The sequence below is a fragment of the Nocardioides ganghwensis genome, assembly GCF_014779655.1.
Taxonomy (GTDB): domain Bacteria; phylum Actinomycetota; class Actinomycetes; order Propionibacteriales; family Nocardioidaceae; genus Nocardioides; species Nocardioides ganghwensis.
Genome location: NZ_JACXYX010000014.1, coordinates 147,019 through 168,028 on the forward strand (window position 1 = coordinate 147,019; position 21,010 = coordinate 168,028).

General features: G+C 72.6%; 18 protein-coding genes. 14 read left to right on the plus strand and 4 right to left on the minus strand.

The genetic code is table 11. The features are described 5' to 3' along the window. Positions 1 to 183: 183 nt before the first annotated feature. The 5 genes from ppsA to IEZ24_RS15960 are packed head-to-tail and all read left to right on the plus strand — an operon-like array spanning position 184 to position 6,972. A complete protein-coding gene (ppsA, locus tag IEZ24_RS15940; RefSeq protein WP_129455146.1) occupies positions 184 to 2,520 on the plus strand; it encodes a phosphoenolpyruvate synthase in 2,337 nt (778 codons plus the stop codon). 5 nt (positions 2,521 to 2,525) lie between these two features. Continuing rightward, complete coding sequence (locus IEZ24_RS15945; RefSeq protein ID WP_129455147.1) at positions 2,526 to 3,107, plus strand: 2-oxoacid:acceptor oxidoreductase family protein; 582 nt, start codon at positions 2,526 to 2,528, stop codon at positions 3,105 to 3,107. Further along, positions 3,091 to 4,332, plus strand: coding sequence for a pyruvate ferredoxin oxidoreductase (porA, locus tag IEZ24_RS22415; RefSeq protein WP_242498480.1), 1,242 nt, complete (start codon positions 3,091 to 3,093; stop codon positions 4,330 to 4,332). Before IEZ24_RS15945 ends, porA begins: the two co-directional genes overlap by 17 nt. Continuing rightward, positions 4,329 to 5,339: a thiamine pyrophosphate-dependent enzyme gene (locus tag IEZ24_RS15955; protein ID WP_129455148.1), complete on the plus strand. Its 1,011-nt coding sequence runs from the start codon at positions 4,329 to 4,331 to the stop codon at positions 5,337 to 5,339. Before porA ends, IEZ24_RS15955 begins: the two co-directional genes overlap by 4 nt. Next, positions 5,332 to 6,972 (plus strand): NAD(P)-binding protein, encoded by a 1,641-nt coding sequence (locus IEZ24_RS15960; RefSeq protein ID WP_129455149.1) that lies wholly within the window; start codon positions 5,332 to 5,334, stop codon positions 6,970 to 6,972. The genes IEZ24_RS15955 and IEZ24_RS15960 overlap by 8 nt, the downstream gene beginning before the upstream one ends. Positions 6,973 to 7,014: 42 nt before the next feature. On the opposite strand, the gene IEZ24_RS15965 is transcribed toward IEZ24_RS15960, so the two are convergent. Continuing rightward, the gene (locus IEZ24_RS15965) at positions 7,015 to 7,818 is read right to left on the minus strand and encodes an alpha/beta hydrolase (RefSeq protein WP_129455150.1); all 804 of its coding nucleotides are present in this window, start codon (positions 7,816 to 7,818) and stop codon (positions 7,015 to 7,017) included. A gap of 51 nt (positions 7,819 to 7,869) precedes the next feature. Here IEZ24_RS15965 and IEZ24_RS15970 point away from each other — a divergent pair, with 51 nt between their 5' ends. Then, positions 7,870 to 9,099, plus strand: a complete 1,230-nt coding sequence (locus IEZ24_RS15970; protein WP_129455151.1) for an MFS transporter — start codon at positions 7,870 to 7,872, stop codon at positions 9,097 to 9,099. 42 nt (positions 9,100 to 9,141) lie between these two features. On the opposite strand, the gene IEZ24_RS15975 is transcribed toward IEZ24_RS15970, so the two are convergent. Continuing rightward, the gene (locus IEZ24_RS15975; protein ID WP_129455152.1) at positions 9,142 to 10,170 is read right to left on the minus strand and encodes a class I fructose-bisphosphate aldolase; all 1,029 of its coding nucleotides are present in this window, start codon (positions 10,168 to 10,170) and stop codon (positions 9,142 to 9,144) included. A 318-nt stretch (positions 10,171 to 10,488) separates the two neighbouring features. Here IEZ24_RS15975 and IEZ24_RS15980 point away from each other — a divergent pair, with 318 nt between their 5' ends. The 7 genes from IEZ24_RS15980 (at position 10,489) to IEZ24_RS16010 (ending at position 19,788) form a co-directional block, all read left to right on the plus strand. Beyond that, entirely contained in the window at positions 10,489 to 10,773 is a 285-nt protein-coding gene (locus tag IEZ24_RS15980; protein ID WP_129455153.1) for a DUF1876 domain-containing protein, read from the plus strand. A 39-nt stretch (positions 10,774 to 10,812) separates the two neighbouring features. Further along, a complete protein-coding gene (locus tag IEZ24_RS15985; protein WP_129455154.1) occupies positions 10,813 to 13,272 on the plus strand; it encodes a cation-translocating P-type ATPase in 2,460 nt (819 codons plus the stop codon). Positions 13,273 to 13,325: 53 nt separating this feature from the next. Beyond that, positions 13,326 to 14,315 (plus strand): SDR family NAD(P)-dependent oxidoreductase, encoded by a 990-nt coding sequence (locus IEZ24_RS15990; RefSeq protein ID WP_129455155.1) that lies wholly within the window; start codon positions 13,326 to 13,328, stop codon positions 14,313 to 14,315. A gap of 61 nt (positions 14,316 to 14,376) precedes the next feature. Continuing rightward, the gene (gene thrS / locus IEZ24_RS15995) at positions 14,377 to 16,362 is read left to right on the plus strand and encodes a threonine--tRNA ligase (RefSeq protein ID WP_129455156.1); all 1,986 of its coding nucleotides are present in this window, start codon (positions 14,377 to 14,379) and stop codon (positions 16,360 to 16,362) included. 10 nt (positions 16,363 to 16,372) lie between these two features. Then, positions 16,373 to 17,554: a MalY/PatB family protein gene (locus tag IEZ24_RS16000; protein ID WP_129455157.1), complete on the plus strand. Its 1,182-nt coding sequence runs from the start codon at positions 16,373 to 16,375 to the stop codon at positions 17,552 to 17,554. A 77-nt stretch (positions 17,555 to 17,631) separates the two neighbouring features. Continuing rightward, positions 17,632 to 19,128 carry an HNH endonuclease signature motif containing protein gene (locus IEZ24_RS16005; RefSeq protein WP_191192872.1) on the plus strand — a complete coding sequence of 499 codons (1,497 nt, stop codon included), beginning with the start codon at positions 17,632 to 17,634 and terminating at the stop codon, positions 19,126 to 19,128. Positions 19,129 to 19,353: 225 nt separating this feature from the next. Then, positions 19,354 to 19,788: a hypothetical protein gene (locus IEZ24_RS16010; RefSeq protein ID WP_129455159.1), complete on the plus strand. Its 435-nt coding sequence runs from the start codon at positions 19,354 to 19,356 to the stop codon at positions 19,786 to 19,788. Here IEZ24_RS16010 and IEZ24_RS16015 read toward each other — a convergent pair. Then, positions 19,754 to 20,284, minus strand: a complete 531-nt coding sequence (locus IEZ24_RS16015) for a GNAT family N-acetyltransferase (RefSeq protein WP_129455160.1) — start codon at positions 20,282 to 20,284, stop codon at positions 19,754 to 19,756. The two genes, IEZ24_RS16010 and IEZ24_RS16015, sit on opposite strands and share 35 nt — an antisense overlap. A gap of 23 nt (positions 20,285 to 20,307) precedes the next feature. Between IEZ24_RS16015 and IEZ24_RS16020 the strand changes: the two genes are divergently transcribed. After that, positions 20,308 to 20,805 carry an HIT family protein gene (locus tag IEZ24_RS16020; RefSeq protein WP_129455161.1) on the plus strand — a complete coding sequence of 166 codons (498 nt, stop codon included), beginning with the start codon at positions 20,308 to 20,310 and terminating at the stop codon, positions 20,803 to 20,805. A gap of 12 nt (positions 20,806 to 20,817) precedes the next feature. On the opposite strand, the gene IEZ24_RS22120 is transcribed toward IEZ24_RS16020, so the two are convergent. Continuing rightward, positions 20,818 to 20,952 carry a hypothetical protein gene (locus IEZ24_RS22120; protein WP_263575456.1) on the minus strand — a complete coding sequence of 45 codons (135 nt, stop codon included), beginning with the start codon at positions 20,950 to 20,952 and terminating at the stop codon, positions 20,818 to 20,820. Between the last annotated feature and the right edge of the window lie 58 nt (positions 20,953 to 21,010).

Genomic DNA, 21,010 nt, shown 5'->3' on the forward strand with positions numbered 1-21,010 from the left:
CACGGTCCGTCGTGCCGGCCCCGCGCGAGTAGGGCCGAACGTCCCTCCGGGTCCCGGCGAGGGCGGACGCTCGAAAGCCCGGGGCGCACGTGACCTTCGGCCCTGTGGTCGCGTCGTCGCCGGAACGAACGTGGAGGGGAAGAGGCCACGTGCCGTCGGCTCGCACCCGCCCGAGGAGCTTCCATGCAGACCATCCGCTGGTTCGACGAGATCTCGCTCGCCGCCGTCGACGAGGTCGGCGGGAAGGGCGCCAACCTGGGCGAGCTCACCCGCGCCGGGTTCCCGGTCCCACACGGGTTCGTGGTGACGAGCTCCGCCTACCTCGCGGCCGTCGAGGAGTCGGGCGCGCGCCGGCGCCTCGCCGACCTGATGGGCCGCACCGACCCGGGAGACGCCGCCGGTCTCGCCGAGGCGTCGGGCGTCGCCCAGGAGCTGGTCCGCGACAGCGCCGTGCCGGAGGAGATCGCGCAGGCCGTCACGAAGGCCTACCGCGAGCTCGGGGAGGACGTACGCGTCGCGGTGCGCTCCTCGGGCACGTCGGAGGACGCCGGGGACACGTCGTTCGCCGGCATGAACGCCACCTTCACCAACGTGGTGGGACCCGACCAGGTGCTCGACCGCATCCGGGACTGCTGGGCCTCGCTGTACGGCGAACGGGTCGTGGCCTACCGGGCCAACGGTCGGCTCACCGACGAACCGGCGATCGCCGTGATCGTCCAGGTCATGGTGGCCTCCGAGGTCTCCGGGGTCATCTTCACCGTCGACCCGACCCGCGCGACGACCGACCGGTTGATCATCGAGGCCGTGCTCGGTCAGGGCGAGGCGATCGTCAGCGGCATGGTCGAACCGGACACCTACGTCGTCCAGCGGGAGGGGCCGCGCATCGTCAACGTCCGCCTCGGTCGCCAGGACAGCAAGATCGTGCGCGGCCCGGACGGGGCCGACCAGGTCGTGGACCTGTCCCGCGAGGAGGGCGGCGCCCGGATCCTCGACGACCGGCGCGTCCTGGACCTCGCCCGGCTCGCCCTCAGGGTCGAGGAGCACTACGGGTCGCCCCAGGACATCGAGTGGGCGATCGCGGACTCGAGCACCTGGCTGGTCCAGTCCCGGCCCATCACCACGCTGGCGGCGCGGGTGGGGGAGGGCGTCGACGAGGCGACCGCCGGGTCCGGGCAACGGATCCTCGTGCGCGGCCTGGCCGCGTCGAGCGGTCGCGCCACGGGCGCCGTACGCGTGCTGACCGACCCGTCGCAGCGCGACCAGCTGCTGGCCGGCGAGGTGCTGGTCGCTCCGATGACCAGCCCGGACTGGATGTCCGCCATCCGCCGGGCCGCCGGCCTCGTCACCGACGGGGGCGGCATGACCTGCCACGCCGCGATCGTCTCCCGCGAGCTCGGGGTCCCGTGCGTCGTCGGCGCGCGCGACGCGACGACGGTGCTGCGTGACGGCGAGGTGGTGACGCTCGACGGATCGCTCGGCCTGGTGCTCGAGGGTGCCGACGCCGCACCGCCCGTGGCCGCGACACCGCCGGCAGCGGTCGCTGCCGGCGCACCGACGCCGACCTCGACCCGCCTGTACGTCAACCTCGCCCTCGCCGAGCACGCCGCCGAGGTGGCCGCCCTCCCCGTCGACGGCGTCGGGCTGCTCCGCGCCGAGTTCATGGTCGCCGACGCCCTGGGCGGCGTGCACCCGCGACTGCTCATGGAGCGGGGGGAGGAGCAGCGGTTCGTCGACGCGATGGCCGAGTCGCTCCTGACCATCACCCGGGCGTTCGCCCCGCGGCCGGTCGTCTACCGCAGCATCGACTTCCGCTCGAACGAGTTCGGCAACCTCGAGGGGGGCGACCGCTTCGAGCCGCGCGAGGAGAACCCGATGATCGGCTACCGGGGCTGCTACCGCTACGTGCAGGACCCCGAGCTGTTCGACCTCGAGCTCGACGTGCTCGGCCGGGTGCGTGCCGAGACGCCCAACCTGCGCCTGATGCTCCCGTTCGTCCGCACTGCCTGGGAGCTCGAGGCGTGCATGGCGATCGTCGCGGCGCACCCCTCCGCGTCGGGCATCCCGGTGTGGGTGATGGCCGAGGTCCCGTCCGTCGCGTTCTGGATCCCGACGTACGCACGCATGGGCATCGAGGGGGTCTCCATCGGGAGCAACGACCTCACCCAGCTGGTGCTCGGGGTCGACCGGGACTCCGAGATCTGCGCCGAGGTCTTCGACGAGGCGGACCCCGCCGTGCTCGACGCGATCGACCGCATCGTCGCCGCCTGCCAGGAGTCCGGGATCACCTCGTCCCTGTGCGGTCAGGCCCCGTCCAACCGTCCCGCTTTCGCCGAGCACCTCGTCCGCCGCGGGATCACGTCGATCTCGGTGAACCCGGATGCGATCGAGGCCGTGCACCGCACCATCGCCGAGGCCGAGTGGCGGATCGTGATGGAGGCGGCGGATCCGTCGAGGCGGATGACGGAGGCACCGCTGGCGCGGCACCGGCTGCGTCACCACAGCCTCCTCGAGGAGGGATGAGACCGGTGTTCAGCGTGCGGATCCACGGGAGGGGCGGCCAGGGCGCCGTCACCTCCGCCGAGATGCTGTCCGTCGCAGCCTTCGACCAGGGCATGCACGCCCAGGCGTTCCCCAGCTTCGGCTCCGAGCGCACGGGCGCCCCCGTGGTCGCGTTCTGCCGGATCGACCGGTCGCCGATCCGCGCGCACGACCCGGTGTCGGAGCCCGACGCGGTCATCGTCCAGGACCCGACCCTGATGCGCCTCGTCCCGGTGCTGGCCGGGCTCCCCGCCGACGGCTTCGTGCTCGTCAACAGCTCCCGCCCGTTCGACGACCTCGGTGTCGGCGACCTGGTGTCGGGCCTCGATCCCCGCCGCCTCGTGACGGTGCCGGCGACGGAGCTCTCCCGGCAGGTGCTCGGCCGGGCGCTCCCCAACACCGCCCTCCTCGGCGGCTTCGCCGCCCTCACGGGGGTGGTCACGCTGGACGCCGTCCAGGACGCGATCCGACAACGGTTCGACGGTGACGTGGGGCAGGCCAACGCCGAGGTCGCCCGCCTCGCCCACGACCACGTCCGGCTGACGGTCGGGGGTGGCATCCGTGCTTAGGCAGGTGGAGGGCTCGCGTGCGGTGGCCGACGCCGTCGCGCGCTGTCGGCCGCAGGTCATCGCGGCGTACCCGATCTCGCCCCAGACCCACATCGTCGAGGCGCTCTCGGACCTGGTCCGCACGGGCGAGCTCGCGCCGTGCGAGTACCTCATGGTCGAGTCGGAGTTCGGCGCGCTCTCGGCCTGCATCGGGGCATCGGCCGCCGGCGCGCGGGCCTACACCGCCACCGCCAGCCAGGGCCTGCTCTTCATGGCCGAGGCCATCCCCAACGCCTCGGGGCTCGGGCTGCCGGTGGTGATGACGGTGGCCAACCGGGCCATCGGCGCGCCGATCAACATCTGGAACGACCACTCCGACGCGATGTCGCAGCGCGACGCCGGGTGGATACAGCTGTTCGCCGAGTCCAACCAGGAGGCCGTCGACCTCCACGTCCAGGCCTTCGTCCTCGCCGAGCGCCTCTCGCTCCCGGTGATGGTCTGCATGGACGGCTTCGTGCTCACCCACGCAGTCGAGGAGGTCGACGTGCCGGAGCAGGACGTCGTCGACTCGCTGCTCCCACCCTTCGTGCCGCGCCAGGTCCTGGACCCGGCCGCGCCGGTCACGATCGGGGCGATGGTCGGTCCCGAGGCCTTCACCGAGGTGAAGTACCTCGCCGCCGTGCAGCAGCTGCGCGCGCTCGAGGAGATCCCGGTGGTCGCCGAGGAGTTCACCCGCGCCACCGGACGTACGTCGGGCGGGCTCGTCTCGCGCTACCGCACGGACGACGCCGAGACCGTCGTCGTCGCCATGGGGTCGGTGCTCGGCTCGGTCAAGGACGTCGTGGACGAGCTGCGGGAGGACGGCGTCCGCATCGGCGCCGTCACGGTGACGTGCTTCCGGCCCTGGCCCACGGACGAGGTCCGCGAGGCGCTGGCCGGCGTCGAGCGGGTGATCGTGCTCAACCGGGCCTTCTCGGTCGGGTCCGGCACGATGCTCGGGCAGGACGTCCGGCTGACGCTGACCACCCGTGCCCCTTCCCCTGCCACTGTCCCTGCCCCAGCCACGGTCGTCCACGACGTCGTCGCCGGGCTCGGCGGTCGACCCGTGACCCGCGACAGCATCCGCGCCCTGGTCGCGGCCGTGCTGGGCGGGGAGGTCGATCCCGACCGGCTCCACTTCCTCGACCTCGACCGGTCGCTGCTGGAGGGCGAGGACCTCACTCCTGCGGCGAAGGACGCGCGATGACCACGGACCTCAAGCTCTACCAGATCGGCACCTTCGCGGCCGGCAACCGCCTGCTCGACCCGGACGAACGCTCCGTCCAGGCCGACCCCGGGCGGGCCAACGCGATCACCTCGGGCCACCGGGCCTGTCAGGGCTGCGGCGAGGCGCTGGGTGCCCGGTTCGTGCTCGACGCGGCGATCCGGGCCGCGGGGGGCGACATCGTCACCGCCAACGCGACGGGCTGCCTCGAGGTGTTCTCCACCCCCTATCCCGAGTCCGCGTGGCAGCTGGCGTGGGTGCACTCGCTCTTCGGCAACGTCGCCGCGGTGGCGAGCGGCATCGCCGCCGCGCTGAAGGCGCAGGGGCGCGAGCACGTCCGGGTGGTCGCCCAGGCCGGCGACGGCGGGACCGTCGACATCGGCCTCGGCTGCCTGTCGGGCATGTTCGAGCGCAACGACGACGTGCTCTTCGTCTGCTACGACAACCAGGGCTACATGAACACCGGCGTCCAGCGCTCGGGGGCGACGCCGCCGGCCGCCCGTACGGCCACCACCAAGCCCGTCGGGGCCGAGCCGGGCAACGTCTTCGGCCAGGGCAAGGACCTGCCCCGGATCGCCATGGCGCACGAGATCCCCTATGTGGCCACCGCCACCGTGGCCGACCTGCGCGACCTCGAGCGCAAGGTCGAGAAGGCGATGTCGATGCACGGCGCGCGCTACCTGCACGTGCTGGTGCCCTGCCCGCTGGGCTGGGCCTCGGCGTCCCAGGACACGATCCGGCTGGCCCGGCTGGCCACCCAGAGCGGCCTGTTCCCGGTCTTCGAAGCCGAGCACGGGGTCGTCACGGCCACCACGCCGATCCGGCAGCGAGTGCCGGTGGAGGACTACCTCGTCCTCCAGGGCCGCTTCTCGCACCTGTTCGGGGAGCACGGGCGTCCCGACGTCGTCGCGCGCATCCAGGCCGGCGCCGACCACAACATCGCCAGGTACGCCCTGGCGCCCGATCCGGAGGTGGTTCCCCATGACTGAGCCCGAGCTGCCGTTCGCGATCACGCTGGGTCCCGGCACCAGCCGGGCGGACCTCACCGGCTCGTGGCGCACCGAGCGGGCGACGTACGTGACCCGCCAGGCGCCCTGCGGCAACGCCTGCCCGGCGGGGGAGGCGGTGCGCGACTGGCTGTACGACGCGGAGGAGGGCGACGCCGGCTACGAGCGGGCCTGGCGCCGCATCGTCGAGGTCAACCCGTTCCCGGCCGTGATGGGCCGGGTCTGCTACCACCCGTGCGAGACGAGCTGCAACCGCGGCCAGCTCGACGAGTCGGTCGGCATCAACTCGGTCGAGCGCTTCCTCGGCGACCGTGCGCTCGAGCTCGGCTGGCCGCTGCCACCGGTGGCGGCCCCGTCGGGGCGGAGGGTGCTGGTGGTGGGGGCGGGTCCCGCCGGACTCTCGGCGGCGTACCACCTCGCCCGGCTCGGCCACGCGGTCACGGTCAAGGAGGCCGAGGACCGGCCCGGCGGGATGATGCGGTGGGGGATCCCGCGCTACCGCCTGCCGCGCCCGGTGCTCGACGCCGAGGTGCAGCGCATCCTCGACCTCGGCGTACGCCTCGAGCTCGGCGTACGCGTCGACGACCTCGCCGCCACCTTGGCGGCCGAGCACTTCGACGCCGCCCTGGTGGCGATCGGGGCCCAGATCGGCAAGCGTGCCTACATCCCGGCCGGGTCGGCGGCCCACGTGATGGACGCGGTCACGGTGCTGCACGGCCTCGAGGCCGGCGAGCGGCCCCTGCTCGGGCGCCGCGTGGCGGTGTACGGGGGCGGCAACACCGCCATCGACACCGCCCGGACCGCCCGGCGGCTCGGCGCCGCCGACGCCCTCGTCGTCTACCGCAGGACGCGCGACCGGATGCCCGCCCACGAGAGCGAGGTCCGGGAGGCCGAGGAGGAGGGCGTCCGCTTCCGCTGGCTGTCGACCATCGGCGACGTGGAGGAGGGCGCGATCACCGTCGAGCAGATGGAGCTGGACGACACCGGCTTTCCCCGGCCCACCGGTCACACCGAGGTGCTGGCCGCCGACTCCGTCGTGCTGGCGCTGGGCCAGGACTCCGACCTGTCCCTGCTCGCGGGCCTGGACCAGGTCGACCTCCGCAGCGGCGTCGTCCACACCTCACCGGCCCTGATGACCGGGCAGCCCGGCGTCTTCGCAGCCGGGGACGTCACGACGGGGGAGCGCTCCGTGACGGTGGCGATCGGGCACGGCCGGACGGCCGCCCGGCACCTCGACGACTGGCTGTCAGGACTCGCGCCCGCTCCCGAGCCGCCCGCGGAGCTGGCCGCGTTCGACATGCTCAACACCTGGTACTACGAGGACGCGCCACGCTCGCACCGGCCGCGCCTGGAGCTCGTGCGTCGGCAGTCGACGTTCGAGGAGGTGGTCGAGGGCCTCGACGCCGACAACGCGCTCTACGAGGCGCGTCGCTGCATGTCCTGCGGCACCTGCTTCTCGTGCGACAACTGCGTGGCCGTCTGCCCCGACAACGCCGTGGTCAGCCTCGGCATGCCGGGCAGCTACGCGATCGACCTCGACTACTGCAAGGGGTGCGGGATCTGCGTCGCCGAGTGCCCGTGCGGGGCCATCGAGATGGTGCCCGAGCAGATCTGAGACTCGCCGCTCGGACCACCGGATCGGGTCTGGTCGTCGCGCTCACCTCCAGAGCCAGCGCAGGGCGTCGGGCAGCAGCACGCCGGGGTGGTTGGAGTCGTGTGCACCGTCGCCCAGCACGAGGCGGGCGTCGTAGCGGGCTCGGAACAGGGCGGCGGCGACGAGCAGGTTCTCCGCCAGCCAGTTGTCCTCGTGCTCGTCCCAGCCGAGGTCACGGTGCCCGACGTGCAGCAGGACCCGTAGTGGTCTCGCGGGCTCGGACGCGATGAGCCGTGGGTAGGGATTGCCGCCGACGACCTGCGGGAAGCTCGAGGAGAACCCGATGACCCTCCCGAACGCGTCGGGCCGGTGCCACGCGGCAGTGAGAGCCGCGCTGCCCCCGCTGCTGAACCCGCAGAGCCCGCGTCGAGCCGGGGCGTCACTGATCCGGACCTGGTGCCCGACCAGCGGAAGGACCTCGTCGGCGAGGAGGTCGGCATAGCGGCTGTCGAACGCGTCGTACTCGGCGTTGCGGGCGACGGGGGCGACGAAGACGCCGACCATCGGCGGGATGTCGCCTGCCGCGATCAGGTTGTCCAGGACGACCCCCGCCCGCAGGTCGTCCTCGGGGTCGAGGAAGCCCTCGCCGTCCTGGAAGAGCATGCAGGGCAGCGCGCCGTCCGCTGTTGCGGGAGCGTGCACCCAGATGTCGCGGCTGGTGCCGGGGAACGCTCGCGAGTCGGTGAGCCGCAGCCGGGTCGTCCGGCCCGCGGTGACACCGGGTTGCGGTGAGGAGTCCGGTCCGTGGTCGTAGAGCACGTGGGACTGGTCGATCGGCAACGGCTGGAACGGGATCCGAGCATCCATGCCCGTGAACCTAGCCTCCGGGGCGGCCAGCGGCCGTGAAAGGGTGGGCGGGTGAGCGGCGGGGGCGTGTTCGTCTCGGGGTCGTTCCTTCGCTACTGGCGCGCCACGGCCGTCTCGGGGCTGGGCACGTACGTCACCGTGTTCGCGCTCCAGGCACTGGTCGTGCTGACCCTGGACGGGACGGCCGCGGACGTCGGGTGGCTCAACGCCGCTCGCTGGCTGCCGTACCTGACCTTCGGGCTCGTCGTCGGAGCGCTCGTCGACGGCAGGCGCCGCCTCCCGCTGATGGTGCACACCGACCTCGCCCAGGCGGTGCTGCTGCTGGCGATACCGGCGCTGTGGTGGGCCGACGCGCTGTCGCTGCCCGTGCTCCTGGCCGTCGTCTTCGCCTACGGCACCGCAGCCGTGGTCAACATGTCGGCGACCATGTCCCTCCTGCCGCGCCTGGTCGAGCGCGGTCAGCTCCAGCACGCCCACGCGCGGGTGGACGGGGCCGACGCGGTGTCGTCGACCGCCGGTCCCGCGCTCGGTGGCCTGCTGGTCAGCGCCCTCGGCGCACCCGTGGCGGTCGTCGTGGACTCGGCGACGTACCTCTACTCCGCGCTCACCCTGCGCAGGATCGAGGTGGACGAGCCGCCACCGCGCACCGGCGTCACCGTGCGCGGGCTGCTCGGCGAGATCCTCGAGGGTGTGCGCTGGGCCTACGGTGGATCAGGTCTGAGGACCTTGGCGATCGCCACGCACGGATGGTTCGTGGGCAACGCGATCGTCGGCGTGGCGGTGGCGCCGTACGCGTTCCTCGTGCTCGACCTCGGTGCCGCGGAGTTCGGCCTCGTCGGTGCGGCCGGGGGAGTCGGTGCCGTGCTCGGAGCAGCCGTGACGACCTGGGTGGGGCGGCGCCTCGGTACCGGCCGGACGATCATCCTGTGCCACCTGCTCACCACCGCGGGCGTGGTGACGATGATGCTCGCCGGCCCGTCGCCGTACGCCGTCTGGGTCCTGGCGCTCGGCCAGGGCGTCTACGGGCTGGCGATGGGGATGAGCAACTCCCACGAGATGAGCTACCGACAGCTCGTCACCCCCGACGAGCTGCAGGCGCGCACCAACACGACACTTCGGTCGCTCAACCGGGCCGTCGTGGTCCTCGTGGCGCCGATCGCCGGCCTGCTGGCAGACGCGGTCGGCATCAGGACCATGCTGGCCGTCGCCGCGGTCGTGTTCGCCGTCGTGGCCGTCGGTCTCGCCGCCACGCAGTTCAGGAACGTACGAGCGCCTGTCTGAGGGGCTCGGAGGATCGGGTGCGTGCGTTCCGCGCCGGTGGGGTCAGCCACCGGTGGGTGCGAGCGCCTCGAGGTCGCTGGTGTACTGCCCGCGCCGGGCGGCCCCGTTGAGGTGGGCACGGTGCCGGAGGGCTTCGTGGGCGGCCCGTGTGCGGGCCGGTTCCCCGGCCCAGGCACGCAGCACGGGCGCCTGGAGCGCGCGCCCGAAGGAGAAGCTGAGCTCCCAGGGCTGGACCCCTGACCGGTTCAGGGCGTCGAGCCGCGCCGTCGCCTGGACGTCGCTCTGGCCGCCGGAGAGGAACACGATGCCGGGCACGGCGGCCGGCACGGCCTGCCTGAGGACCGACAGCGTGGCCGCGGCGACGGCCCGGTCGTCCACGACCTGGGCGCTGTCCTGGCCCGGGAGGACCATGTTGGGCTTCAGCAGCGTGCCCTCGAGCATGACGCGGTGGCGCGCGAGCTCGGCGTACACCTCTCGCAGGACCGTGACGGTCACCTCGGCGCAGCGCTCGATGTCGTGACCGCCGTCCATCATCACCTCGGGTTCGACGACGGGGACGAGCCCGGCCTCCTGCGCCAGGGCAGCGTACGCGCCGAGCGCCTGGGCGTTGGCCGCCACGCACGTCGTGCTGGGGCGTCCGGCGCCGATCCGGATCACCGCGCGCCACTTGGCGAACCTGGCGCCCAGCGCGGCGTACTCGGCGAGCCTGTCCCGCAACCCGTCCAGCCCCGCGGTGACGACCTCGTCCGGGAAGCCCGCCAGCGGCGTCGTGCCGGCATCGACCTTGATGCCCGGGACGACGCCGGCATGCTCGAGCAGCTCGGCGAACGGCCGACCGTCGCTCGCGCGCTGCCGGATCGTCTCGTCGTAGAGGATCACCCCGCTGATGTGCTCTCCGAGGTCCGGAGTGGTGAAGAGGATCTCGCGGTAGTCGCGGCGCAGCGCCTCGGTCGAGGTCAGGCCCACGGCGGCCAGCCGCTTCGCCATGGTGGGCGTGCTCTCGTCGGCCGCGAGGATGCCCTTCCCCGCGGCGACCAGGGCACGAGCAGTGCTTTCGATCGGCGTCGTCATGGCGATCCGCTCCTTCGGTTGCCGACGCTCCCAGCCTCCGCCGCTCCCGGGCAGGTGTGAACGGGCCTTCGTCCCCACCCCTGCGGGAACAACGGCCCCCGCTCCAGGTAGGGACCAATGGCCCTGACCGTCGCCGGCCAGGCCGCCTAACGTGCGTGGTAGGCGCCGGTCCAGTCAGGGGAGACCGAACAGGCGCACACGGCCCGGGCGCGCTCCGCTCACGCAGCGAGCGCGTCCCGGCCACCGCCGGGGGCCCGCTCTCGGAGGGAGCGAGGCCCCCGGCACCCATCGCATCCGTACGAGGAGTGAGGAACGACCATGAGTGGCGACGTCAGCGCATCGACCTGGCAGGTGGAGATCCAGCTCGGGGAGCACGACGGCCGCACTCGCGCCGTCGCCCGCCTGCGTACGCACGACCGGACCGCCCTGGTCGGCACCGGGCTCGCCCGGCTCAACCCCACGGACCGCGACGTGCCCGAGATCGGCGCCGAGCTGGCCACCGCCCGGGCCCTGCACGACCTCGCCGACCGACTCCTCGGCGCAGCGGTCGGCGACATCGCGGACGTGACGCACGAGGACGTCGAGCTGCGCGACCTCCGCTGACCGCGGGTGGGTGAAGGCTGGACGAACAGGGCCCGGCCGATGGACCACGACACGGCGCCCGGGACCACCGGCGGCCTCACCGTCGAGGAGGCCTCGCGCCGACTGCTCGAGCTCGGCCCCAACCGCCTCCCGGACCCGCCGCGACGAGGAGTCGCGCTCCGCGTGCTGGACCAGCTGCGCGACCCGATGATCCTGCTCCTCCTGGGGGCTGCCGCGCTGACCGCGGCGCTCCACGACCTCGGCAACACGGCCATCATCGCGATGGTCGTCGTCTTCAACACCTCTGTGGGAGTGGCCCAGCAGGTGCGCGCCGAACGGGCGATGAGCGCCCTGCGGGCGCTGACCGCTCCCACCGCCAGGGTCGAGCGGGACGGGGTGGTGGCGGAGGTGGCCTCGGAGCACGTGGTGCCCGGGGACCTCGTGCACCTGACGGCCGGGGACGTCGTCCCGGCGGACGGCGTGCTGCTCGAGGCGGTGACCCTCCAGGTCAACCAGGCACTGGTCACCGGCGAGGCGTTGCCGGTCGACCTCGACGAGGGGGACGAGCTGGTCGGAGGCACCTCGGTCACACGAGGTCGCGCGTCGGCACGCATCCTCAGGACCGGCGCCGACAGCGGTGTCGGGGCGATCGCGCAGATGATGGTCCGCGCCACGACGCGGCCCACACCCCTGCAGCGGCGACTCACCCGCCTCAGCCGCGACCTCGTCGCGGTCATCTCGGTCCTCACCTGTGTGGTCGTGGCGAGCGGGTTGTGGCAGGGGCGGCCGCTCACGGAGATGCTCGTCGTCGGGCTCAGCCTCGCCGTGGCGGCCGTGCCCGAGTCCCTGCCGGCCGTCGTCACCATCGCCCTCGCCCTGGGCGCCCGGCGGATGGCCCGGCACAACGCCGTCATCCGCAGCCTCCCCGCAGTCGAGACCCTGGGATCGGTCACCGTCGTCGCGACCGACAAGACCGGGACCATCACGGAGGGCACGATGCTCGCCCGGCACGTCTGGGTCCCCGACGGCACGTGGGCCGTGTCCGGGAGCGGGTACGACCCCAGGGGCCACCTCACCAACGCGGCGTCCTCGTCTCCCGGGCTGCCTGCACCGGTGCAGCGGCTCCTGCGTGACGCCGCACTCTGCAACGACGCCCGGCTGGTGCACGAGGACCCGGGCTGGAGCGTGGTCGGTGACCCGCTGGAGGGGGCGCTGCTCGTGCTGGCCGCGAAGGGAGGCCTGGACCTCGACGAGACCCGCACCGCCTGGCGCAGGACCGCCGAGGAGCCGTTCGACCACACGACGTTGCGGATGACCACCCGCCACGCAGGACCGGACGGCAGTGCGCTGACCATCTGCAAGGGCGCTCCGGAGGCCGTCCTCGACATCGTCGAGCCCGGTCCGGCGGTCAGCGTTGCCCGAGGCGTCGCCGGGGCCTTCGCGGACGAGGGGCTGCGGGTGATCGCCGTCGCGGACGCAGGGTCCACCGACGTGGGTCGAGCGCTCGAGCTCGTGGGGCTCGTCGCCGTGGGCGACCCACCACGGGCACACGCCGCGCTCGTCGTCGAGCGCCTCGGGGCGGCCGGCATCCGGGTCGTCCTGGTGACGGGCGACCACCCCGGCACCGCGTCCAACATCGCCCGCGCGGTCGGCATCGAGGAGGAGGACGTCGTGGCGAGGGTCCGCCCCGAGCAGAAGGTCGAGGTGGTCGAGCGCCTGCAACGGTCCGGCGAGGTCGTCGCGATGATCGGCGACGGCGTCAACGACGCACCCGCACTGCGTCACGCCGACATCGGGGTCGCGGCGGGTGACGGTGGCAGCGAGGTCGCCAAGCAGGCTGCCGACCTGGTGCTGATGGACAACGACCTCTCGACCGTGGTCGCGGCGGTCCAGGAGGGGCGCCGGATCTTCGCCAACATCCGCACCTTCCTCACGTTCGCGCTGGCCGGAGGCCTGGCCGAGGTCGCCGTGATGCTGCTCGGACCAGTGATCGGGCTCGTGCTGCCGCTGCTGCCGGGCCAGATCCTGTGGATCAACCTCCTCACCCACGGCATCACGGGCGTCGCCTTCGGCAACGAGCCGTCGGCCCCCCAGGACATGTCGACCCCACCGCGGCCGGCGAGCGAGGCCGTCCTCACGGCTCGCTCCTGGCTGCTCATCGCCGTGGCAGTCCTCGCGATGACGGCGGCCGCGATCACCGTCGGCGCACTGGCACCGGGGTCCGTGGAGGAACGTCGCACGTCGATCTTCCTCACGCTGGGGCTCGCCCAGCTGGGGGTGGCTCTCGCCCTGCGGGCGCCGGGTGCCCGGCGTCCGTTCAGGAGCCGACACCTCGAGCTGGCCGTGCTCGTCGCAGCACTGCTGCAGCTCGGCGCGGTCGTCGTCCCTCCGCTCCAGGCGCTCCTCGGCACGACGGTCGTCGAGCCGTCCGGGCTGGTCCCCCTGGCGCTGGCTGCCGCGGTGCCCGGCGTGCTCGTACGCCTGGTCATCGGCGTCCTCGGGTGGCGGCGACGCGCGTGAGGGCGAGGGCAACCTCCCGGCATCCGAACACGGCTACGGGGTACGGGCGGTCCATGCCCTCCCACGAACGCTTTCCGCGCGTCGTCCTCGTCACCGGTGCCTCCAGCGGCATCGGTGAGGCGGCGGCGCACGTCGCCGCGCGACGCGGCGACCACGTCGTCCTGCTCGCCCGCGGTCGCCGTGCCCTCGAGCGCGTCGCCCGCGACTGCGTGCGGCTCGGGGCTGCGTCCGCCGCGGTCGAGCCCACCGACGTCAGCGTCGACGCCGAGGTCTCCGCGGCCGTCTCCGCGACCATGGCCCGTCACGGCCGGATCGACACCGTCGTCGGCAGCGCGGGCGTCGTCGCCTACGGACGCGTCGAGGAGGTCCCCGTCGAGGTGTTCGACCAGGTCGTCGCCACCAACCTGCTCGGCTCGGTCAACCTCGCGCGCCACGTCCTCCCGGTGCTGCGCGCGCAGGGCACCGGCAGCCTGGTGATGGTCGGCTCGCTGATCGGGCACATCGCCGTGCCGGACATGGCGTCCTACGTCCTCAGCAAGTGGGGCGTACGCGCACTGGCCCGCCAGCTCCGGGTGGACAACCGCGACCGGCCGGGCGTCAGGATCGACTACGTCGCCCCCGGCGGCGTCGACACCCCCATCTACCGCCAGGCCGCGACGTACGGGGGAGCGGTCGGTCGTCCACCGTTCCCGGTCACGACCCCCGAGCGAGTCGCCGCACGCGTGATGGCGGTCGCCGACGGCAGGCGCGGGAGCGGCCAGGTCGGCATCGCCAACCAGGTCATCCGCTTCGGCTTCACGGCCGTGCCGTGGGCGTACGACCGGCTGGTCGGCCCGCTCTTCGCCGTGGCCGCCCAGGACCAGACCGCGCCGTCGCGCTCGGGGCCCGGCAACGTCCTCGCCTCCCGCGAGGAGCACAACGGGCTGCGCGGCGGGCACGGCAACGCGCTGCTGGCCGCGGGCGCCAACGTCGTCGAGCTCGTACGCCGCCGCGCACGGCCCCCGCGCGAAACCGGGGTGAGCCTGCCCGCGGGCGGCCGATAGCATCACCGGACACCCACGGGGACGTCCGTCCCCGCCCGCCACACCTCCCGAAGGAGCACTCGTGTCCGACATCCAGGTCGTCCGCATCCACGCCGATCAGCGTGCGGAGACCACGGTCACGACGGGCACCAAGGCCTGGGAGCTGTTCCGCGACGACGCCGACGTGATCGCCGCGCGGGTGGCGGGCCAGCTCAAGGACCTCGCCTACGAGCTCGCCGACGGTGACGAGGTCGAGGCCGTGGCCATCGACAGCGCCGACGGTCGCGACATCCTGCGACACTCGACCGCGCACGTGCTGGCGCAGGCCGTGCAGCAGATCTGGCCCGAGGCCAGGCTCGGCATCGGCCCGCCCGTGGAGAACGGGTTCTACTACGACTTCGACGTCGAGACCCCGTTCGTCCCCGAGGACCTGGTCAAGATCGAGTCCGCGATGCGCAAGATCATCAAGGAGAACCAGCGCTTCGAGCGCCGCGTCACCACCGACGCCGACGCGCTCGACGAGCTCAAGGACGAGCCCTACAAGATCGAGCTCATCGGCCTCAAGGGCGGCGCAGGCGCGTCCGACACCGAGGGGGCCTCCGTCGAGGTGGGCGCCGGCGAGCTCACCATCTACGACAACATCGGCCGCAACGGCGAGGCGAAGTGGTCCGACCTGTGCCGCGGGCCGCACCTGCCGACCACCAAGCGGATCCCCGCCTTCAAGCTGATGCGCAGCGCCGCGGCCTACTGGCGCGGCGACGAGAAGAACAAGCAGCTCCAGCGCATCTACGGCACCGCCTGGGAGTCCAAGGAGGCGCTCGAGGAGCACCTCCACCGCATCGAGGAGGCCGAGCGGCGCGACCACCGCAAGCTCGGTCGTGACCTCGACCTGTTCTCCTTCCCCGACGAGATCGGGTCCGGCCTCGCGGTCTTCCACCCCAAGGGCGGCGTGATCAAGCGCGTCATGGAGGACTACGTCCGCCAGCGGCACATCGAGGAGGGCTTCGACTACGTCGGCACCCCCCACATCAGCAAGGAGGGGCTTTTCCACACCTCCGGGCACCTGCCCTACTACAAGGACACGATGTTCCCGCCGATGGAGTTCGAGGGCTCGGACTACTACCTCAAGGCGATGAACTGCCCGATGCACAACCTGATCTTCCGCTCGCGCGGACGGTCCTACCGCGAGCTGCCCCTGCGGCTGTTCGAGTTCGGCTCGGTCTACCGCTACGAGAAGTCCGGCGTCGTCCACGGCCTGACCCGCGTGCGCGGCCTGACCCAGGACGACTCGCACTCCTACGTGACTCCTGAGCAGGCGCCGGCGGAGGTCAAGCACCTGCTCGACTTCGTGCTCGGCCTGCTGCGCGACTTCGGCATCGACGACTTCTACCTCGAGCTGTCGACCCGTGACGACTCCAAGCCGGAGAAGTTCGTCGGCACCGACGAGGAGTGGCAGGTCGCGACGAAGGTCCTGGAGGACGTCGCGATCGAGTCCGGCCTCGAGCTGGTCCCCGACCCGGGCGGTGCGGCGTTCTACGGCCCGAAGATCTCCGTGCAGGCCAGGGACGCGATCGGTCGCACGTGGCAGATGTCGACCATCCAGTACGACTTCAACCAGCCCAAGGGCTTCGAGCTCGAGTTCGCCGCGGCCGACGGCTCGCGGCAGCAGCCGGTGATGATCCACTCGGCGAAGTTCGGCTCGCTCGAGCGGTTCTTCGGCGTGCTGGTCGAGCACTACGCCGGCGCGTTCCCGCCCTGGCTCGCGCCCGTCCAGGTGCAAGGCATCCCGATCGCCGAGCGCCACAACGACTACCTCTTCGACATCGCGCGGCAGATGAAGGCGCAGGGGCTGCGGGTCGAGGTCGACGACTCCGACGACCGGATGCAGAAGAAGATCCGCAACGCGCAGCTGCAGAAGGTGCCGTTCATGATGATCGCCGGCGACGACGACGTGGAGAAGGGTGCCGTGAGCTTCCGCTACCGCGACGGCCGGCAGGACAACGGGGTGCCGCTCGCCGAGGCGATCGAGCGGGTGGCCGCCGCGGTCGCGAGTCGCGAGCAGGTCTGAGCGTTCGTCGATGGGTGAGGTGCGAGCGGAACGAGCCGCGAGACCGGGCCGTCCGGTCGTCGACCTCACCGAGGAGCAGGCGCGCCGCGCGCTGCCCCTGAAGTGGGGCACCGTCCCGGCCGGGGTGATCCCCGCGTGGGTCGCGGAGATGGACTACGCCGTCGACCCGGTCGTGCTCGGCGCCGTGCAGCAGGCGGTCGCCGACGGCATCACCGGCTATCCGCTCTTCGGGTTCGACCCCGCCCTCGCCGAGGCGTACGCCGGCTGGTCGGCGCGGCACTTCGGCTGGGCGCCCGAGTCCGAGGCCGTCCTGCCCGTCGTCGACGTGACCGCCGGCGTCCGGGTGGCGCTCGACGTGTTCTCCGGGCCGGGCGGCGTGGTCTTCCCGACGCCCGGCTACAACGCGCAGCTCGGCCTGGCCGGGCTCACGGGCCGCGAGGAGGTGCGGCTGGAGGTGCCGACCACGGCCGACCGCGCCGAGATCGACCTCGACCGCCTCGACCGGCTCTTCGCCGACGGCGCGCAGACGCTGATCCTGACCCAGCCGCACAACCCGTGGGGCCGCGTCTTCACCCGCGCCGAGCTCGAGGGCATCCGCGACGTGGTGCTGCGCCACGGCGCACGGGTGGTCAGCGACGAGATCCACGCCCCGCTGGTCCTGCCCGGCGCCGAGCACGTCTCCTACCTCGCCGTCGAGGGCACCCACGACCACGCGGTGGCGGTGGTCGCCGCGTCCAAGGCCTTCAACACCGCGGGCCTGCGCTGCGCGCAGCTGGTCGTCCCCGACGCCGCGTCCCGCCGGCTGCTCGCTGACCAGCCCATGGCGCGCAACGACTCGCACTCGCCGCTGGGCGCGATCGCCGCCCGCACGGCGTACGCCGAGGGCGACCCGTGGCTCGCCTCCCTCGTCGAGCGCCTCGACCAGCAGCGCGCGCTGCTCGCCGAGCTGCTCGCCGCCCACCTGCCGCGCGTACGGATGCGTCCGCTCGAGGCGACCTACCTCGCCTGGCTGGACGCGTCCGCCTACGGCCACGACGACGCCGCTGCGGTGGCGCTCGACCGCGGCCGGGTCAAGGTGAGCCCGGGACACTCGTACGCCCCCGGAACCACCGGCCAGGTCAGGCTCAACATCGCCACCTCGCCCGAGCGGCTGACCGAGATCGTCGAACGGCTCGCGAGGGCGTGGGCGTAGGTCCACTCCCAAGATCACTGGCCGGCAACCGTCACAGCCGAGGCTGACTGTCGGTGGGCTTCCGTATCATCGAACACATGATCGAAGCGCTGGCGGGGCCCGGAGCACGTGAGGTCGACGACCTCACCGCCTCCGACGTGCTGCACGCGATCCGCGACCGCAAGGCGGCCGAGGACCAAGCCGCGGCCGACCAGCTTGTCCTCGCTGCCCGGTGGGCCGATCTGCACCCGCCGGAGTCGATCCACGACGCGGCCTCGTTCACGGTGCCGGGGTGTGAGCACGAGGAGCCCATCGCCGGAGAGGGTGCACCGCTGGTGGCGGAGTTCTGTGTCGCCGAGCTCGGCACCGTGCTCGGCATCTCCCCGACGGCGGCGAAGAAGCTCATCGGTCACGCGTTGGAGCTGCGCCACCGCCTGCCGCGGTTGTGGGAGCAGGTCCACTCCGGTCGGGTCCCTGCCTGGCGTGCGAGGGCGGTGGCGGAGACGACGATCCACTCGACTCCTTCGCTGACGGCTGAGGCGGCGGGGTTCGTCGACTCCCAGGTCGCCGCCGTGGCCGGGCGGATCGGGCAGGCGCAGCTCGACCGGCTCCTCGCGGAGACGATCAAGCGCTACGACCTCGCCACCGCCGACCCCACGAAGGACCCCGTGGACGGGTGGCAGCACGTCGACCCCCGACACGTCACCGTCGACAAGGACGACGTGCACTACGCCGGCACCCTGCACCTGGAGGCCGACCTCTACCTCGCCGACGCCCTCGACCTCGACCGCGCCGTGGCCCACCACGCCGCGGTCCAGAAGGCTCTCGGATCCACCGAATCGCTGGACGTGCGACGTGCGAAGGCGCTCGGGGACCTCGCCCGCACGCAGACCGCGCTGGACCTCGCCCAGGACGACTCCGTCCAAGACGATTCAGCCCAGGACAGCTGCCGTGGTTTCGAGGCTCGCTCCTCAACCACCGACAAAGCCAGGACCTCGACCACCGATGAGAGCGGGCCGGACCTGCCGGCTGCGCGGGAGGTGGTCATCCACGCCCACTTCGACGCCTCCGTGGTCGGCGAGCAGACCGTGTTCGGGCCGACCGGGCGGATGGAGCACGGGCAGCGACTCGTGCTGCTGGACCAGATCCGGTCGTGGTGCGCCGACTCCCGTACGAAGGTGACGATCAAGCCCGTCATCGACCTCAACGCCCAGCTGACCGCGCAGAGCTACGACCTCCCGGACCGGATCCGCGAGCAGATCATTCTCCGCGACCGCACCTGCGTGTTCCCGTCCTGCACGAGACCGGCCCGCGGCTGCGACATCGACCACATCACCGCCTACGACCACGACGCGGACGCCGAAGGCAGACCCCAGCCCGGCCCGACTCGCAGTGACAACCTCGCGTGCCTGTGCCGGTTCCACCACCGTCTCAAGACCCACTCACCCTGGAACTACCGGATGGTCGAGCCCGGAGTGTTCGAGTGGACCAGCCCCCACGGCCACCGCTACCGCCGCGACCGGACCGGCACCACCGCGCTCGAGCCGTCCGGGCCACCCGAACCGCCGGGCATCCCACGACCCCGCCGACGATGACCCTGCCCCACACCCCGCCAGTCAAGGACCGGCGGGGCATGTGGCCTGTCCGGACGTGACTGCACCAGCAAGAGATCGCGCCCGACCCACCCCGTCGCGTGCGGGGCACGTCCCCAGCCCAGCAGGGCGGATACCCGAAGCGGGCGATGCGCCGGACGGCGTCGTCTCCTAGCGTCGGACACGGCTCGGCACCGGGCCGGGTCGCACCGCGATCGGGAGGTCTTCATGATCAGCAGATCCGCACATGGGGCAGTGCTGGTGATGGCCATCGTGGCGTCTGCCGGCGCCGCCGTACCCGCCGTGGCCGCCACACCTGTCCACATCGACGCCGACGAGAAGCTCGAGGGCGGCGGCTCCACCTTCACCAGCACGATCGAGGGCTGCTCCTCGGGCACGGTCTCCAACGGCCCCTTCCGCATCGGTGGCGGGCCGGGGACGGACTTCGGCAAGTTCAACGGCTTCAAGGTCTTCGAGTGCGCGGACGGCGGCGGCTTCGTGGTTCGTCTCCTGGCGAAGTTCGGCGAAGGCGGATCGACGGGCACGTGGGCGATCGTCGACGGCTGGGACGGCTACGAGGACCTTCACGGCGCGGGAACCCTCGTCGGCACCCCGACGAGCACCGGGATCAATGACGTGTACGACGGGACGCTGCGTCCCTGACACCCGCTGAGCCGGTGGCGTGGACCCGCTTCTCGTACCTCCGGCACGGCGACACGTACGTCTCCCCACCCGCGGCGACCTCGTAGGGCAGGTCGCCCTCGTCCACCCAGCCCTGCTTCTCGTAGAACCGCCGCGCCCGGGCGTTGCCCACCACGACCGCCAGCCACGCGGCGGAGTGCCCGGCGGCCGCGACCCGGCGCTCGGCCTCGGCGAGGAGGGCGGCCGCGAGGCCGGTCCCGCGCGCGGCACGCGCCACGAAGACCTGCTCCACCTCGTCGCCCACCACCATCACGAAGCCGACGACCGATCCGTCCTCCGCGACCGCGACGGCCGTGTCCGCGACGCGCGGGGGAGTGCGCTCGTGGAAGGCCGACAGCGTGCGGGCCGCGGTCAGCCCGTCGGGCACGTGCCCGGCGTGCCCGTCGTGCCAGCCCTCGTGCCACAGGTCCGCCACCGCGGCCATGTCGGCGGGCACGGCCGGTCGGATGGACGTCATGCGCCCACCCTAGGATCGCTGCCATGGCTGACGACGGGCTCGAGCGGATCTGGACTCCTCACCGCATGGCCTACGTCAGGACCGCCGTGGACGACGAGGGCTGCCCGTTCTGCGCCATCCCCGGCCACCCGGACGAGGAGTCGCTCGTCGTCGCGCGCGGGGACGCGGCGTACGCCGTGCTCAACCTGCACCCCTACAACCCCGGCCACCTGATGGTGCTGCCCTACCGCCACGTCGCCGACCTCACCGACCTCACGCCCGAGGAGGCGGCCGACGTGATGGCGATGACCCAGCAGGCGCTGCGCGCGATCCGGTCGGTGAGCCGGCCCCACTCGTTCAACGTGGGGCTCAACCTCGGCCGTTCGGCCGGCGGGTCGCTGTCGGAGCACCTCCACCAGCACGTGGTGCCACGCTGGACCGGCGACGCCAACTTCATCACCGTGGTCGGCGGCACCAAGCTGCTGCCCCAGCTCCTCCAGGACACCCGCAAGCTGCTGGCCGACGCTTGGGCGGGGGCCTGAGGCCCCGGGGACTCACTTCTTGCGGGGCACCACCGGGTCGGGGGCGTCGCTCTTCGCCGCCGTCTTGGCGTGCTTCTCCGCGCGCTTCTCCTTGATCGACTTCCCGGACTTCTTGGACATGCCCTGTCGCGGCGACTTGTCGCTCATCGAGGCTCCTCAGTTGGAAGCCTGGGTGGCTCCGTCCTGCCACAGTACGCCTCCGGCT